15 protein-coding genes and 1 pseudogene are annotated in these 16821 nt (G+C 70.8%); 12 read left to right on the top strand and 4 right to left on the bottom strand.

All coding sequences use genetic code 11. The features are described from left to right. A pseudogene (locus ASC64_RS22570) lies at nt 1–247 on the bottom strand (hypothetical protein); the annotation flags it as partial. A 60-nt stretch (nt 248–307) separates the two neighbouring features. Continuing rightward, nucleotides 308–985 carry an isochorismatase family cysteine hydrolase gene (locus ASC64_RS17420; RefSeq protein ID WP_056908824.1) on the bottom strand — a complete coding sequence of 226 codons (678 nt, stop codon included), beginning with the start codon at nt 983–985 and terminating at the stop codon, nt 308–310. Between the two features lie 22 nt (nt 986–1007). Between ASC64_RS17420 and ASC64_RS17415 the strand changes: the two genes are divergently transcribed. The 12 genes from ASC64_RS17415 (at nt 1008) to secA (ending at nt 15586) form a co-directional block, all read left to right on the top strand. Then, complete coding sequence (locus tag ASC64_RS17415; RefSeq protein ID WP_200937875.1) at nt 1008–1505, top strand: GNAT family N-acetyltransferase; 498 nt, start codon at nt 1008–1010, stop codon at nt 1503–1505. 9 nt (nt 1506–1514) lie between these two features. After that, complete coding sequence (locus ASC64_RS17410) at nt 1515–2081, top strand: GNAT family N-acetyltransferase (RefSeq protein ID WP_200937873.1); 567 nt, start codon at nt 1515–1517, stop codon at nt 2079–2081. Nucleotides 2082–2138: 57 nt separating this feature from the next. Next, on the top strand, nt 2139–3281 hold the full coding sequence (locus ASC64_RS17405; RefSeq protein WP_082550594.1) for a DUF808 domain-containing protein: 1143 nt from the start codon (nt 2139–2141) through the stop codon (nt 3279–3281). Between the two features lie 95 nt (nt 3282–3376). Continuing rightward, nucleotides 3377–4819, top strand: coding sequence for an adenosylhomocysteinase (gene ahcY / locus ASC64_RS17400; RefSeq protein ID WP_056908823.1), 1443 nt, complete (start codon nt 3377–3379; stop codon nt 4817–4819). Nucleotides 4820–4859: 40 nt separating this feature from the next. Then, entirely contained in the window at nt 4860–5558 is a 699-nt protein-coding gene (gene mtrA, locus ASC64_RS17395) for an MtrAB system response regulator MtrA (RefSeq protein WP_056908822.1), read from the top strand. A gap of 10 nt (nt 5559–5568) precedes the next feature. Next, nucleotides 5569–7170, top strand: coding sequence for an MtrAB system histidine kinase MtrB (gene mtrB, locus ASC64_RS17390; protein ID WP_235563807.1), 1602 nt, complete (start codon nt 5569–5571; stop codon nt 7168–7170). Then, the gene (locus ASC64_RS17385; protein WP_056908821.1) at nt 7167–8903 is read left to right on the top strand and encodes an LpqB family beta-propeller domain-containing protein; all 1737 of its coding nucleotides are present in this window, start codon (nt 7167–7169) and stop codon (nt 8901–8903) included. Before mtrB ends, ASC64_RS17385 begins: the two co-directional genes overlap by 4 nt. A 69-nt stretch (nt 8904–8972) precedes the next feature. After that, entirely contained in the window at nt 8973–9665 is a 693-nt protein-coding gene (locus tag ASC64_RS17380) for a ComF family protein (RefSeq protein ID WP_082550593.1), read from the top strand. A gap of 425 nt (nt 9666–10090) precedes the next feature. After that, a complete protein-coding gene (gene hpf / locus ASC64_RS17375; protein WP_056908819.1) occupies nt 10091–10702 on the top strand; it encodes a ribosome hibernation-promoting factor, HPF/YfiA family in 612 nt (203 codons plus the stop codon). A 62-nt stretch (nt 10703–10764) separates the two neighbouring features. Beyond that, a complete protein-coding gene (locus ASC64_RS17370) occupies nt 10765–11439 on the top strand; it encodes a response regulator (protein WP_056908818.1) in 675 nt (224 codons plus the stop codon). Between the two features lie 52 nt (nt 11440–11491). After that, nucleotides 11492–12724 (top strand): winged helix-turn-helix domain-containing protein, encoded by a 1233-nt coding sequence (locus ASC64_RS17365; RefSeq protein WP_235563806.1) that lies wholly within the window; start codon nt 11492–11494, stop codon nt 12722–12724. A gap of 15 nt (nt 12725–12739) precedes the next feature. Next, nucleotides 12740–15586, top strand: coding sequence for a preprotein translocase subunit SecA (gene secA / locus ASC64_RS17360; protein ID WP_056908816.1), 2847 nt, complete (start codon nt 12740–12742; stop codon nt 15584–15586). A gap of 10 nt (nt 15587–15596) precedes the next feature. Here the strand turns inward: secA and ASC64_RS17355 are convergent, their stop codons facing one another. Both ASC64_RS17355 and ASC64_RS22205 read right to left on the bottom strand, forming a co-directional pair. Next, on the bottom strand, nt 15597–16112 hold the full coding sequence (locus ASC64_RS17355; RefSeq protein WP_056908815.1) for an Rv3235 family protein: 516 nt from the start codon (nt 16110–16112) through the stop codon (nt 15597–15599). A gap of 1 nt (nt 16113) precedes the next feature. Next, entirely contained in the window at nt 16114–16758 is a 645-nt protein-coding gene (locus ASC64_RS22205) for a LysM peptidoglycan-binding domain-containing protein (RefSeq protein WP_200937871.1), read from the bottom strand. Nucleotides 16759–16821: the final 63 nt, after the last annotated feature.

Raw genomic sequence — 16821 nt, 5'->3', positions numbered from 1 at the left:
ACTCCGCCACCAGCGGAGCACCCTCACCCGCGATGGGTTCCTCATGCTCACACCCCGGCACGGTGAAGGTCGCAGCGTGGTGGATCGACTCCGGCGGGTGCAGGTCGGCCCAGCGGGCGGCAAGGTCGAGCTGCCTGGCCGCGGCGGCGTTCTCCGTGGCGCGTTCGGAACGGATCGAGGCGAGCACGTCGGAGGCGGAGAGGTCGTCTTCGACATTCGCGATTCCCTGCGCCAGTGCCTCGATCATGTGTTCGACTCTAGGCGAGGCCACCGACACTGGTGGTTGGCGCAGCGGAGGGGCTCAGCCTCACCCGCCTGCCATCAGCTCCAGCACGTCGGCCGTCGAGCGCACGTCTCCGTAGGACCGGTAGACGACGTGCAAGGTCGCGTTGTGGTCCTGGTCGCGCATCGCTGCGCACGCGTCGGCGACGAGGATGACCCGGAGACCGGTGGCACTGGCGTCGCGGACGGTGTCCTCGACGCAGACGTTCGTGACCGTGCCCGTGACGACGAGTGTGTCGACCTCGTGCGCCGCGAGCAGGACGGGCAGGTCCGACGAGCCAGGGAAGTAGGCACTGCGCCCTGTCTTCTCCACGACGATGTCCTCGGCGGTTCGGGACAGTCCCGTGGCCAGGCGCGACGAAGGTGGCCCGTCACCGCCCGAGCGGGCGTACATCTCGGCCACCGCGTCGCCGAAGAACTCGCGGTCCTTGGCGCTCGGATGTGAGTAGCCGGGCACGACCCACGCGACCACGCCCCCGGCCGCGCGCAGGGCGTCCGCGAGGACGTTGACCCGCGGCACGATCCCGCGGACGTACGCCGACTCGTGCACGAAGAAGGGCACGACGTCCACCACCACGAGGGCGGTGTGCACGGGGTCGAGGTGCTCGAACGCGTGTCGCCGACCGCGCCGGGCCTCGTGCCGCGCGTACTCACGTTCCTCGATGGCCCACGTGTGGTCGGCGACGGCGGGCGGCGATGTCATCGGGCGAGGCTACTGTCCGACCATGCCGGGATCCGTGCTCCGCGAGATGCAGCTCGAGGACGTGCCTGCCGTGATGGACGTCCAGGAGCCGGCGTCGATCGCGGGGCTGTCGGTTGTGTTCCCGCAGCACACCCACCCCTTCCCGCGGGAGGTGCTGGCCCAGAGGTGGTCGGAGGAGATCGACGACGACGAGATCGACTGCTTCGTCATCCTCCGCGACGGTGCGGTCGCCGGGTTCGCGGCGACCCGCCGCGGCGAGGTGAAGCACTTCGGTGTCGCCGTCGAGGAGTGGGGAAGCGGCCTGGCCATCGCCGCCCACAACGAGCTTGTCGCGCGCCTGCGCGCAGCGGGCCACGCCCCTCCGTGGCTGTGCGTGTACGCCGACAACCCCCGCGGCCGTGCGTTCTACGAGAAGCTCGGGTGGGCCGACACCGGCGAGCGGAGCAGGGGTCCGATGCCGCCGCACGCCGAGCTGATGACGTACGAGCTCCGGCCCGCGAACGTCCGGAACCCGGCCTAGCGTGGGCCCGTGACCTACCGGACCCGCCTGCTCACGCCGGAGACGTGGGACGACTTCGCCGTCCTGGTGGAGGCCAACAACGGCGTGTGGGGCGGGTGCTGGTGCATGGGGTTCCACCCCGAGGGTCTCGGCGGCACCGCGGCCGACCACCGGGCGGCCAAGGAGGAGCACACCAGGAACGGAACCGTGCACCAGGTGCTCGTCTACGACGGCGACCGGGCGGTGGGCTGGTGCCAGTTCGGCACGCCCGACGAGCTGCCGAACGTGAAGAACGCCAAGGCCTACGAGAAGGACCTCGTCGAGCTGCCGACGTGGCGCATCGGCTGCATCTTCACCGGCAGCAGGCACCGGGAGAAGGGCGTCGCACGGGTCGCCGTGACCGCCGTGCTCGAGGAGATCAGCAGGGCCGGTGGGGGAGTCGTGGAGGCCTACCCGGAGCAGGTCGTCGACCGGAAGCCGCAACGTGGGGCCTACCTCCACACCGGTCCGGAGACGCTCTACGCGGACCTCGGCTTCGTGCGCGACCGGCAGATCGCCAAGTGGCGCTGGGTCATGCGACTCGTGGTGGGCGCCTGAGCGTCCAGCACGTCGATAGGCTGGGCCGGTCCCGACCCACGACCTGAAGGATCACCCATGGCCGGCGGACTGTTCGCCCTCCTCGACGACGTCGCCGCACTCGCCCGGATCGCCGCTGCCAGCGTGGACGACGTCGGCGCCGCCGCGAGCCGTGCCAGCGTGAAGGCCGCGGGCGTGGTCGTCGACGACACCGCCGTGACGCCTCAGTACCTCCACGGGTCCGCGGCCGAGCGTGAGCTGCCGATCATCAAGCAGATCGCCATCGGGTCGCTGCGCAACAAGCTGCTCTTCATCCTGCCGGCGGCCGTGCTGCTGGGGCAGTTCCTGCCGGGCCTGCTGCCGGTGATCCTCATCTTCGGTGGTGGGTTCCTCGCCTACGAGGGCGCCCACAAGGTCCACGAGCGCCTCACCGGTCACGCGACCGAGGCGACGGACGAGGTGTCCGAGCAGGGGGAGTTCACCCCCGAGCACGAGAAGCGCACGATCGCCAACGCCATCCGGACCGACTTCATCCTCAGCGCCGAGATCATGGTCATCGCGCTGAAGGAGGTCGTCAGCTCGGACGCCGATGCGAGCATCTGGATGCGCGCGATCGTGCTGGCCGTGGTCGCGGTCCTCATCACGCTGCTGGTCTACGGCGTGGTCGCGCTGATCGTGAAGATGGACGACGTCGGCCTGCACCTCGCGGAGAAGCCGTCCAAGGGCTCCCAGCGCGTCGGGCTCGCACTGGTGGCCGCGATGCCGCGGCTCCTCGCGGCCATCTCGTTCATCGGCACGCTCGCCATGCTCTGGGTCGGCGGCCACATCTTCCTGGTCAGCCTCTACGAGATCGGCGGGCACGACGGCCTCCTCGAGGGCACCGCCATCGGGGACGCCCTGCATGCGCCCTACGACCTGCTCCACCACTGGGAGGTCGACGTGCACGACGCCGTCGGGGGAGCGCTCGGTGGCATCGTCGGGTGGCTGCTCAACACCGTCGTCTCGGCGCTCGTCGGCCTGGTCGTCGGCTTCGTCGTCCTCTACGCGCTGCGCGCGGTCGGCGTCGGCGCGCACCACGGCGACGACGACACCGTCGAGCACGCGGACGAGCACGCCGTGGAGCACCCCGTGGAGCACGCGGACGGGCCCACCGGGGACCCCGCCGGAGAGCCCTCCGGAAAGCCGGCTGACGGGGGCATCGAGGATTCCCCGAATCGCTGAGGACGGTCCTACTCTCTTCTGGTCCGCGCGGGAGATCCCGACGATGCACAGATGTGCGGCGCAGACGCACCTCCTCAGAATCCGGGAGACACCTGATGGACTTCAACGTCGCTGACCTCACCCTGGCCGCCTACGGCCGCAAGGAGATCGAGCTCGCCGAGCACGAGATGCCGGGCCTGATGGCCATGCGCGAGCGCTACGGCAAGGAGCAGCCCCTCGCGGGCGCCCGCATCGCCGGCTCGCTGCACATGACGATCCAGACCGCCGTGCTCATCGAGACCCTCGCCGCTCTCGGCGCGGACATCCGCTGGGCCACCTGCAACATCTTCTCCACCCAGGACCACGCCGCCGCTGCGGTCGTCGTCGGCCCGAACGGCACCCCCGAGGACCCGCAGGGCGTCCCCGTCTTCGCCTGGAAGGGCGAGACCCTCGCCGAGTACTGGGACGAGGCCGAGAAGGTCTTCGACTTCCCGGGCGAGAACGGCGAGCCGGGTGGCCCCAACATGCTGCTCGACGACGGCGGCGACATCACCATGCTGCTGCACCTCGGTGTCGAGTACGAGAAGGCCGGCGCCGTGCCGTCCCAGGACTCCACCGACAACGAGGAGTTCAAGGAGGTGCTGCGCGTCCTGGCCCGCTCGCTCGAGGCCGACCCGCAGCGCTGGACCAAGCGCGCCCCGCTCGTCAAGGGTGTCTCCGAGGAGACCACCACCGGCGTGCTCCGCCTCTACGAGCGCTTCAAGGAGGGCACGCTCCTCTTCCCGGCGATCAACGTCAACGACTCGGTCACCAAGTCCAAGTTCGACAACAAGTACGGCTGCCGCCACTCGCTCGTCGACGGCATCAACCGCGCCACCGACGTCATGATCGGCGGCAAGGTCGCGGTCGTCTGCGGCTACGGCGACGTCGGCAAGGGCTCCGCGGAGTCGCTGCGTGGCCAGGGTGCTCGCGTCATCGTCACCGAGATCGACCCGATCTGCGCGCTGCAGGCCGCGATGGACGGCTACGAGGTGCGTCGCCTCGAGTCGGTCGTCGAGACCGCCGACATCTTCATCACCACGACCGGAAACTTCGACATCATCACGGTCGAGCACTTCCACAAGATGAAGCACCAGGCGATCGTCGGCAACATCGGTCACTTCGACAACGAGATCAACATGGCCGGCCTGGCCAAGATCCCGGGCATCGTCAAGGACGAGATCAAGCCGCAGGTCCACCAGTGGATCTTCGAGGACGGCAAGAAGGTCATCGTGCTGTCCGAGGGCCGCCTGCTCAACCTCGGCAACGCCACCGGCCACCCGTCGTTCGTGATGTCGAACTCCTTCACCAACCAGGTTCTCGCGCAGATCGAGCTCTACTCCAAGGCCGACGACTACGAGCTGGGCGTGCACGTGCTGCCCAAGCACCTGGACGAGGAGGTCGCCCGGCTGCACCTCGACGCCCTCGGTGTCGAGCTCACCGAGCTCACCAAGGAGCAGGCCGCCTACCTCGGCGTCCCGGTCGAGGGTCCCTACAAGGCCGACCACTACCGCTACTGATCAACCCTGATCGGTCGGGTGTCGCACCTAGACTGACGCCATGACTGATCTTGTCGAGCCCGCTCGCGGCAGCGTGCTCGTCGTCGACGACGACGCCTCCCTGGCGGAGATGCTCTCCATCGTCCTCCGCCAGGAGGGGTTCGACAGCCGCATCGTGGGCCGCGGCGACGTGGCCCTCGATGCGTTCCGCGACTACAAGCCCGACCTGGTCCTCCTCGACCTGATGCTGCCCGGCAAGGACGGCATCGACGTCTGCAAGGAGATCCGTGCCGAGTCGGGCGTGCCGATCGTGATGCTCACCGCGAAGGGCGACACCGTCGACGTCGTCGTCGGCCTCGAGTCCGGGGCCGACGACTACATCGTCAAGCCCTTCAAGCCCAAGGAGCTCGTCGCCCGCATCCGCGCCCGCGTACGTCGCAACGACGTGGAGGTCGACGAGGGACTGACCATCGGTGACGTGAGCATCGACGTGGCCGGGCACTCGGTGACCCGCGACGGCGAGGCGATCAACCTGACGCCGCTCGAGTTCGACCTGCTGGTGTGCCTGGCCCGCAAGCCGTGGCAGGTCTTCACCCGCGAGGTGCTGCTCGAGCAGGTCTGGGGCTACCGGCACAGCGCCGACACCCGACTGGTCAACGTGCACGTCCAGCGGCTGCGCTCCAAGGTCGAGCACGACCCCGAGAACCCCGAGGTCGTGGTGACCGTGCGCGGCGTGGGCTACAAGGCCGGCAAGTCCTAGGACCGCCCCGTTGAGCCTGTTCGAACGGCTGCCCCCGATCCTGCGCCACGGGCCGGCCTTCTGGCGCCGGTCCGTCCAGGCGCGCGTGGTGCTCAGCACCGTGCTGCTCTCCGCGGCGGTCGTCGGGGTGGTGGGCTGGTTCCTCATCCAGCAGACCCGCGACGGCCTGCTCGAGCACCGGGTGCAGGCGGTCGTCCAGGAGGCCGAGGGGGAGACCCGCGCCGCCCGCGAGGCCCTGGCGGCGACGCCCGGCCTCGACGTCAACCAGTCGCGGCAGCAGCAGGACCTCGTCGAGCCGATCATCACCCGCGGGGCCACCCGCGGGTTCGCCGTGATCCTCTCGCCGCCGATCCGCGAGGGCAGCCGGCTGGCCGACGGCGGCGCGAAGTTCACCCAGGGCCTCGACCTCGCCAGCGTCCCGGAGCGGCTCGAGGCCACCTTCGACGAGCCCTCGCCGGCGGCGTGGACCTACACCGACATCAAGACCATCAGCGACGTCCCGGGACTCCCCGAGGGGCCGGGCATCGTGGTCGGCAGCCAGGTGCGGCTGCCGGCCGACGGCAACACCTACACGCTCTACTACCTCTACTCCCTCGACGAGCAGGGCGAGACCCTCGCGCTGGTGTCGCGCGCGATGCTCGTCGCCGGCGTGCCGCTGCTGCTCCTGGTGGCCTGCCTGACCTGGTTGGTCACGCGGCAGGTGGTGACCCCCATCCGGATGGCACGGCGCGTGGCCGAGCGCCTCGCGGCGGGCCAGCTCCAGGAGCGGATGCGGGTGACCGGCGAGGACGACCTGGCTCGCCTGGCCACCTCCTTCAACCAGATGGCCTCCAACCTCCAGAAGCAGATCCGCCAGCTCGAGGAGCTGAGCCGGCTGCAGCGTCGTTTCGTCTCCGACGTCTCCCACGAGCTGCGCACTCCGATCACCACGGTCCGGATGGCCAGTGACGTCATCCACGACGCCAAGCCCTTCCTCGACCCGGTCACCGGCCGCGCCGCCGAGCTGCTGCAGAAGGAGCTCGACCGCTTCGAGACCCTGCTGGCCGACCTGCTCGAGATCAGCCGCTTCGACGCGGGTGCAGCGGTGCTGGAGACCGACGACGTGAACCTCGTCGACGTCGCCCACCGGGTGGCGGACATGACCTCGGCCCTCGCCGCCCAGCGCTCGACGCGGGTGGTCGTGCACGACCCCGGGGTGCCCTGCATCGCCGAGGCCGACGTACGCCGGGTGGAGCGCATCGTGCGCAACCTGGTCACCAACGCGATCGACCACGCCGAGACCCGCGACGTCGAGATCTTCGTCGACGCCGACCGCCAGTCCGCCGCGATCGCGGTGCGCGACCACGGCGTCGGGCTCGGCCCGGGGGAGTCGGCGATGGTGTTCAACCGCTTCTGGCGGGCCGATCCAGCCCGCGCGCGCACCAGTGGCGGCACCGGCCTCGGGCTGTCGATCTCGCTCGAGGACACCCACCTCCACGGCGGCTGGCTGCAGGCCTGGGGACGTCCCGGCGAGGGGGCCCAGTTCCGGCTCACCCTGCCGCGCCACCTCGGCACGCAGCTGCGCCACTCGCCGCTGCCGCTGGTGCCCGACGACGCCCGGGAGACCGCATGATCGGCCTGCGGCGCCGTGGGGTGCGCACCCTGCTCGCGGCCGCTGCCTGCACGCTCCTCGCAGGCTGCGTGCAGATGCCGAGCGAGGGCCCGGTCGTGGAGCCCAAGGCGTCCGCCGAGGTCGACGAGCTGCCCGGCTTCGCCTTCGACCCGCGCCCGCCGCAGGCGGGGGCGACGGGCGAGGAGATCGTCGCCGGCTTCCTCGAGGCGATGCGTGCGACGCCGATCCGACTGACCGTCGCGCGCCAGTTCCTCTCCACCGCCGCAGCCGACGGGTGGAAGCCCGAGCAGCAGATCATGACCTACAACGAGCTCGGCACCGCGTCCGGCGACATGGCCGTGCGGATCCCGATGACCGACGTCAACCTCTACGACGCCCGCGGCGCCTGGGAGCGCACCCAGGCCTCGCGCACCCTCAGCATCGGGCTGGTCCAGGAGGGTGGCGAGTGGCGCATCGGCGAGGTGCCGTCCGCGCTGATCGTCCCCGACTCGTGGTTCGACGACTGGTACGAACGCGTCTCGCTCTACTTCTTCGACCCCACCTCCGAGGTGCTGGTGCCCGAGCCGGTCTACGTGCCCCGCGGTGACCAGTTCGCGTCCTCGCTGGTGCGCGGGCTCCTCATGCCGCTCGCGGACGACGAGGCGCAGATCGTGCAGAGCTACTTCCCCCGGGCCCGGGGGCTGTCGGTGCCCATCACGAGCGGCGGCATCGCCGAGGTGGCGCTGTCGGGCGACCCCGACGCGGTCGACCAGGACACCGCCGACCGGATGCTGGCCCAGCTGGTCTGGACGCTGAAGCAGGACGACCGCATCAACGCCGTGAAGCTCAGCATCGGCGGGCGGGCCATCAGCTTCCAGGACGGCGCAGCGCTGGTGAACCTCGGCGTCGGCAGCCTCTACGACCCCAACGGCGCGCGCGCGTCCAGCGAGCTCTTCGCGCTCGACGGCGGTCGCGTGGTGGCGGGGTCGATCGGCGCGTTCGAGAGCACGCTCGGCCCCTTCGGCCGCCAGGACCTCGGCATCCGCTCCATCGGGGTGAACCTCGACGGCTCGCGCGTCGCGGCGGTCTCCGGCACCGGCGCGGAGCTGTTCGTCGCACCGACGGAGGCCCCCGACGGGGAGAGCGCCGGTGTGGTCGCCGGCGCCGTCGACCTCGCACCTCCGAGCTGGGACCACCGCGACCGGATCTGGGTCCTCGACCGCGGTGCCGGGCGCGCTCGCGTGATCGTGGTCGAGGACGGCGCCGCCCGCCCCCTCGACGTACCCGGTGTGACCGGACGCCCGGTCACCAAGCTGCTCGTCTCCCGTGACGGCAGTCGGCTGGTCGCGGTCGTGCGCGGGCGCACCGCCGACCGGATCGTGTCCAGCCGGATCCGGCACGACGCGGCCGGCGTCATCGTCGGCTTCACCCCTCTGCAGACCCTCGCGGTGCCCGCCGAGGACGCCCCGCGGGTCCGCGACATCGGCTGGCGCTCGCCGACCACCGTCTCGGTGCTGAGCGTCACCGACGACTTCTCGCAGGTCCGCACGCTCTCCGTCGACGGCGCACCCGGCGAGACCTCGACCACCGGCACGATCCGGCTCCGGGGGCGCACCCGCGCGCTCGTCTCCTCGCCGCTCGACCTCAGCGAGGTCTACGGCGTGTCCGGACGCGTCGTCGTCGACCTGACCCGGCCCGAGCGGACCGTGCCGGACCTGCCACGCGGACTGACCTCGCTCACCTACCCCGGCTGACCGGTCCGCTGTCCACAGCCCCCGCGGCCCTGCTTGCCGGTGCCGCTCGCGGGCTGCTGCGATGGCAGCGTGCTCGACGAGGCCCTCGACCTGTTCCTCGGCAGCCGGTGCGTCGGGTGCGACCGGCCGGGCCGGATGCTGTGCCCAGCCTGCCGCGCGGGGCTCGCGCACGAGGCGTCGGTGGCCTGGCCGTCGCCGACGCCCGCCGGACTGGTGCCGCCCTGGGCCACCGAGTCCTACGACGGCGCCGTGCGCGCGCTGGTGGTCGGCCACAAGGACCGCGGGCAGTGGGGCCACCGCCGCGTGCTCGGCGACCTGCTGGCCGTGACCGTGGGCGCAGCCGTCGCCGGGCTCGACCCCGCGGTCCCGGTGCTGCTCGTCCCCGTGCCGTCCCGGCCGGGCGCCGGCCGCCAGCGCGGCTACGAGGCCACCACCGCGCTCGCGCGCGCAGCCGCCGGACGCGTACGACGGACGCGTGAGGTGGTCGTGGCGCCCCTGGTCGTCTCCCGCGGCGCGGCCGACCAGGCGGGCCTCGACGCCCGCGGCCGGGCGGCCAACGTGCACCTGTCGATGCACTGCCCGACCCCGCTCCTCGGGCGCCTCGCCCGGCGGCACCGGGAGGCCTACGTCGTGGTCTGCGACGACGTCGTGACGACCGGTGCGACCGCCCGCGAGGCCCAGCGCGCCCTCCAGGCGGTCGGGCTGTCACCCGTCGCGATCGCGGTCGTCGCGGCCACCCGCCGGAGGTCGACCGACAGGTGACCCCGCTGTTGGTTCGGAGCCGATGAGGGGCTAGCGTCTTGTCATGGAGTCCGCCCGGGTCCGTGGTTGCGTCACGGAGAGGGGTGCGCGCGACACCGTCAGGTGCAGCGCTCGGTCCGTCCCGTGGCAAGCCGATGCCAGTCGCAGGCGAAACGGTCCACGTAAGTCCACGGGCACCGCGTCTGACGCGGAGCCCGCCGGACGATCACGGTGCGGCTTAGAAGTAAGTCCTGCCTCGGTCCCGGCACCAGATGTGCCGGACGCCGGGAGAAGGCCAGTAGTGACGGAGAAGTTGCGAACGCTTCAGCAGGCGGTTGTGGGGTCGAAGACCAGGTCGGCCGGGCGGATTCCATCCCACCCTGCCCCGGCGCACGGCGCCGCGGCCCATGGAAGGGTGCGGCCGCTCACTGGTTGAGGAGGTTCACATGGAGGTTGTGGTCACGGGACGGCACTGCGAGGTGTCCGATCGGTTCCGCGAACATGTCTCGGAGAAGCTCACGCGTCTGGAGAAGCACGATCACCGCATCATGCGCGTCCAGGTGGAGGTGGAGCTCGAGAAGAACCCCCGCCAGCACGACCGGTCGGTCAAGGTCGAGCTGACCGCCTTCTCCAAGGGGCCGGTGATCCGCGCCGAGGCGGCCGCCGACGACAAGATGGGTGCGCTGGACCTCGCCCTCGACAAGATGCAGTCCCAGATGCGCCGCGCCGCCGACCGGCGCCGTGTCCACAAGGGACGCAACGCGCACGTGGGTGTGGGGGAGGCCCTCGCCGGCCTGCCCGAGGTGGGCGAGTCGGGTGCCGACGACGCGGTCATCGAGCGCAAGGTCGGACCGATCACCGTCACCGGTGACGGCCCCCTCGTGGTGCGCGAGAAGTCCCACACCGCGGCCCCGATGACCCTCGACCAGGCCCTCTACGAGATGGAGCTCGTGGGGCACGACTTCTACCTGTTCGTCGACAAGGAGAGCGAGCGGCCGTCGGTGGTCTACCGCCGCCGTGGCTACGACTACGGCGTCATCTCGCTCGACGTCGACTGAGCGCCTCACCCCGGGGTGTCGTCCCCGCGACGCAGGTCACGCGCGCATGACATGATGCGCGCGTGACCGAGGCACACAGCAGCGAACCCGTCCGCGTCCTGGTGGTCGACGACCAGGAGCTCTTCCGCCGCGGCTTGATCATGCTGCTCAGCGGCGACACCGACATCGAGGTGGTGGGCGAGGCCGCCGACGGTGTGACCGCCACCGACCTCGCGGTGAAGACCGCCCCCGACGTGATCCTGCTCGACGTACGCATGCCGCGCCGCACCGGCGTCGAGGCCTGCAGCGCGATCAAGGAGGCCGTCCCGGCCGCCAAGATCATCATGCTCACCGTCTCCGACGAGGAGGCCGACCTCTACGAGTCGGTCAAGAACGGCGCCTCCGGCTACCTCCTCAAGGACTCCTCGATCGAGGAGGTCGCCCAGGCGATCCGTGTCGTCAACGAGGGCCAGTCGCTGATCAGCCCCTCGATGGCGGTCAAGCTCATCGACGAGTTCAAGCAGATGTCCAAGCCCGAGCGCGAGCAGGGCCCGGCACTGCGGCTGACCGACCGCGAGCTCGAGGTGCTGCGCCTCGTGGCCAAGGGCCTCAACAACCGTGAGGTCGCCAAGGAGCTGTTCATCTCCGAGAACACGGTCAAGAACCACGTCCGCAACATCCTCGAGAAGCTGCAGCTGCACTCCCGCATGGAGGCCGTCATGTACGCCATGCGCGAGAAGCTGCTGGACCTGCCGTAGCCCGCGCACGAGGCCGGACAGGGTGTCGGTCCTCTCTGGTTGAGTGCCACCCGTGACCGAGTCGCTCACCCAGCTCCAGGCGCGCCGCATCGCGCTCGCCGCCCAGGGGTTCACCGCGCGACCCCACACCACGCCGTCGATGAAGACGTTCGACCGCACGCTCGCGCGCACCGGTGTCCTGCAGGTCGACTCGGTCAACGTGCTCCAGCGCGCCCACTACATGCCGCTCTACTCCCGGATGGGCCCCTACGACGTCGACCTCCTGCGGCGCGCGTCCGAGCGCCGGCCGCGCCGGGTGGTGGAGTACTGGGCCCACGTCCAGGCGCTCATGCCGGTCGAGCTGTGGCCGTTCATGCGGCACCGGATGGAGCACTACCGCTCCGAGCGCGGCAAGTGGGGGTTCACCGCCGACGCCACCCTGGAGCCGCGCGTGCTCGACGCAGTGCGCGACCGGGGTCCGGTCACCGCCCGGCACCTCGAGGAGGAGTTCAGCACCGGTCCACGCACCAAGGAGCACTGGGGCTGGAACTGGTCGGAGGCCCGCAAGGTCCTCGACTACCTCTTCCTCGTCGGTGACGTCGCGATCGCCGGGCGCACCAGCCAGTTCGAGGTGCTCTACGACCTCACCGAGCGCGTGCTGCCCGCCTCGGTGCTGGCCGCCCCCACGCCGACACCCCAGGAGGCGGTCACCGAGCTCGTCCGCCGCGCCGCGCGCTCGCACGGCGTCGCGAGCGCCACCTGCCTGGCCGACTACTACCGCCTGCGCCTGCAGCCGGCCCCCGGCAGGGCCAGCGCCAAGGTCGCCATCGACCAGCTGGTCGAGGAGGGCGAGCTGGTCCCGGTCGCCGTGCAGGGCTGGACGCGCCCGACGTGGCTCCACCGCGACGCCGTGCTGCCGCGCAAGGTCGCCGCGCGCACGCTGCTCAGCCCGTTCGACCCGGTGGTCTGGGAGCGGGCCCGCCTCGAGGCGCTGTTCGACTTCTTCTACCGCATCGAGATCTACGTCCCGGCCGAGAAGCGGCTCCACGGCTACTACGTCCTCCCGTTCCTGCTCGGTGACCGGCTCGTGGCGCGCGTCGACCTCAAGGCGGACCGGGCCGCGGGGGTGCTCCTCGTCCCGGGCGCCTTCGCGGAGCCGCACGCGCCCGCCGGGACCGCCGCCGAGCTCGCCGCCGAGCTGCGCCGGCTGGCAGGCTGGCTGGGCCTGGACGACGTGGTCGTGGGCGACCGCGGGGACCTCTCCGGGCCACTGTCCTACGCATTGGGTCCTGCGTTGGACCGGTAGGTACAGTTACCACTCGTGCCTGCCATCATCGACAAGCTGCTCCGCATCGGCGAGGGCAAGATCCTTCGTGAGCTCGAAGCCATCGTGAAGGCGGTCAACGCCATCGAGGACGACTTCGTCTCGATGAGCGACGACGAGCTCCGCGGCATGACCGCCGAGTTCCGCGACCGCCTGAGCAACGGCGAGACGCTCGACGACATCATGCCGGAGGCGTTCGCGGTCGTCCGCGAGGCGAGCAAGCGCGTGCTGGGCATGCGGCCCTTCGACGTCCAGGTCATGGGTGCCGCCGCCCTCCACCTCGGCAACATCGCCGAGATGAAGACCGGAGAGGGCAAGACCCTCGTCGCGGTCCTGCCGTCCTACCTCAACGCGCTCGCCGGCAAGGGCGTGCACGTGGTCACGGTCAACGACTACCTCGCGAAGTTCCAGTCCGAGCAGATGGGCCGCGTCCACCACTTCCTCGGCCTGACCGTCGGCGTGATCCTGCCGTCGATGCGTCCCGCGGAGCGCCGCGAGGCCTACGCCTGCGACATCACCTACGGCACCAACAACGAGCTCGGCTTCGACTACCTGCGCGACAACATGGCCGACTCGGTCGAGGAGTGCGTGCAGCGCGGCCACAACTTCGCCATCGTCGACGAGGTCGACTCGATCCTCATCGACGAGGCGCGGACGCCGCTGATCATCAGCGGCCCGACCCAGGACGAGGTGAAGTGGTACGCCGAGTTCGCGAAGCTGACCCGCACCCTCGTCAAGGACGTCGACTACGAGGTCGACGAGAAGAAGCGCACGATCTCCGTGCTCGAGCCCGGCATCACCAAGGTCGAGGACCACCTCGGGATCGACAACCTCTACGACTCGGTCAACACCCCCCTCATCTCGTTCCTGAACAACTCCATCAAGGCCAAGGAGCTGTTCCGCAACGACAAGGAGTACGTCGTCATGGACGGCGAGGTGCTCATCGTCGACGAGCACACCGGCCGCATCCTGGCCGGTCGCCGCTACAACGACGGACTGCACCAGGCCATCGAGGCCAAGGAGGGCGTGACCGTCCGCGAGGAGTACCAGACCCTCGCCACGATCACCCTGCAGAACTACTTCCGCCTCTACGAGAAGCTCTCCGGCATGACCGGTACGGCCATGACCGAGGCCTCCGAGTTCGACAAGATCTACAAGCTCGGCGTCGTGCCGATCCCGACGAACCGTCCGATGCAGCGCAAGGACAACGTCGACCTGGTCTACCGGACCGAGGAGGCGAAGTACTCCGCCGTCGCCGACGACATCGCCGAGCGCCATGAGAAGGGCCAGCCGATCCTGATCGGCACCGTGTCGGTCGAGAAGTCCGAGTACCTCTCCAACCTGCTCAAGAAGCGCGGCATCCCGCACACGGTCCTCAACGCCAAGCAGCACGCCGACGAGGCGAAGGTCGTCGCACTGGCCGGCCACAAGGGCGCGGTCACCGTCGCCACCAACATGGCCGGTCGAGGCACCGACATCATGCTCGGTGGCTCGGTGGACTTCCTCGCCGACCAGGAGCTGCGCAAGCAGGGCCTCGACCCGGTCGAGACCACGGAGGACTACGACGCCGCGTGGCCCGCGATGGTCGAGCGGATCAAGGCCCAGGTCGCGGCCGAGCACGACGAGGTCAAGGAGCTCGGCGGCCTCTACGTCGTCGGCACCGAGCGTCACGAGTCGCGCCGCATCGACAACCAGCTGCGCGGTCGTTCCGGTCGCCAGGGCGACCCGGGTGAGTCCCGGTTCTACCTGTCGCTGCAGGACGAGATGATGCGGCTGTTCAAGTCGGAGTGGGTCGACCGGATCCTCACCGTGCTCAAGGTCCCCGACGACGTGCCGATCGACGCCAAGCGCGTCAGCAACGCGATCGCCGGCGCCCAGGCCAACATCGAGTCTCAGAACTTCGAGTCGCGCAAGAACGTCCTCAAGTACGACGACGTGATGAGCCGCCAGCGTGAGGTCATCTACGCCGAGCGCCGTCGCGTCCTCGAGGGTGCCGACCTCGGCGAGCAGATCCGCGGCTTCATCGACGACGTCGTCAGCGGCTACGTCCGCGGGGCGACCGAGGGCTACGCGGAGGACTGGGACCTCGACGCGCTGTTCGCCGCGCTCGGCCAGCTCTACCCGATGGGCCTCACCAAGGAAGGCCTCGTCAAGGAGGCCGGCGGCCTGGAGAACATCAGCCGCGAGAAGCTCATCGAGGACCTGCAGAAGGACGCCCAGGAGGCCTACGACCGTCGCGAGGACGAGATGGGCGAGGAGGTGCAGCGCGAGCTCGAGCGCCGCGTCGTCCTCTCGGTGCTCGACCGCAAGTGGCGCGAGCACCTCTACGAGATGGACTACCTCCGTGAGGGCATCTACCTCCGCGCCTACTCCCAGCGTGACCCGCTGGTCGAGTACCAGCGCGAGGGCTTCGACATGTTCGCCGCGATGATGGACGGCATCAAGGAGGAGTCGGTCGGCTTCCTCTTCAACCTCCAGGTCGAGGTCGAGGACGAGCAGCCCGACGAGGAGGTCGCGGCCGTGGCGCCCCAGGTGTCGGCTGCCACCCCGCAGATCGACTTCGCCCAGGCGGCCGCCCACGCCCCCGGCGCGCAGCCGCAGCAGCAGGCCCCGACGATCCGCGCCAAGGGCCTGGACAAGCCGTCGCGCCCCCAGCAGCTGTCCTACAGCGCGCCCAGCGAGGACGGCGAGGCCGAGGTGCACGCCGAGCACGTGGCCTCCGACGACCCGTTCGCCGGTGTCGGGCGCAACTCCCTGTGCCCCTGCGGCTCGGGCCAGAAGTTCAAGCGCTGCCACGGCGCCCCGGGTGGGGCGTCCGGCTACACCACGCGCGCGGGCGGCTGAGTCACCCGGTTCACCCCCAGGCGAGGGCGACGCACTGCCACCGGTCCCGCACGATCTCGAAGCGTGCGGCGACCGCGCGGGAGCGCCTGCCGTAGCGCACGTGCGCGCTGGCCTCGACCGCGTCGCTGCGGATCAGGGCCGTGCGTACGCCGACCACGACCGGTCGCGCCGGGTTGGGTCCGCGGACCCGGCCGGGCGTGAGTGCGGCGGCCGCGCTGACCGTGCGCGCACGCCCGACCAGGTCGTCGTACACCTCCGGGACGGTGTGGCGCAGCAGCTGCGCCACCGGCCGGTCGCCGGCGCCGATCTCCACCGCGGCCTGCAGGTAGCGCCCGACGAAGGCGTCCACGCGGCTCCGGGCGGCCGGGTCGGCCGCGACCAGGTCGTTGGTGTGGGCGCTGCGCAGGCGCGGGCGCGGGGGAGCGGTCCGCGGGGTGAGGTCGAGGGCCAGGCTGCCCTGCACGCTCGCCATCGATGACGCCGGCCTCAGCAAGATGACCTCGGCGTGGGTGTCGTGCGTGCTCATCTCAGTCTCCGTCCTGCTCGAGTCGGTCGTGGTGGGTGCTTCCGGGCAGGCGGAGCGCCTGGCCGGGGAGGATGAGGTCGGGGTCGTCGCCCACGACGTCGCGGTTGGCCTCCCAGATCGCCCGCCAGCGCCGGTCCACCGATCCGGTGGCGCCGGGATGGGTGCGGGCGATCGACCACAGCGAGTCGCCGGGACGTACGACGTAGGTGTCGGGCGCCGTGCCGGTCGTCGGGACCGGCCGCGGCCGGTGGTGCGCCGCGGGGGCGACGGCCCGCTCGGGGAGCGCCAGCCCGGCGAGCAGCTCGCTCCCCTCGCCCCCGGCCGCCACCGCCGGGTGGCCGGTGCCGACCGCCACCGCGACCCCGCACGCCACGAGCACCAGCCGCCTGGTCGTCCCGCCCCCCGTGCGGGTCCTCCCGATCAGCAGCCCGCACACGGTCGCCGTGGTGACGAGCCACAGCCAGGCGAGCGCGACGGACAGCGCTGTCGCACAGGCGGCCACGAGCAGGTCGTCCACCGCGTCCGGGCCCGCCCCGCCCGCCGCGCGCCACGCACCGGGCGTTGCCCCGGCGGTCAGGGCGGCGGCAGCGGACACGGCCGCCCAGACCGTTACCGGCCGCCCGATCGTGTGGAATCCCCGAGACATCGACGCGAACCTTTCGTTTGCGTGTGTTTGCCACATTCAACGAAGGTTTGACATCACTGTCAA

It is taken from the genome of Nocardioides sp. Root122 (genome assembly GCF_001425025.1).
GTDB lineage: Bacteria > Actinomycetota > Actinomycetes > Propionibacteriales > Nocardioidaceae > Nocardioides.
The sequence above is the reverse complement of the archived record's forward strand: the minus strand, read 5'-3'. Positions and strand labels throughout refer to the sequence as shown.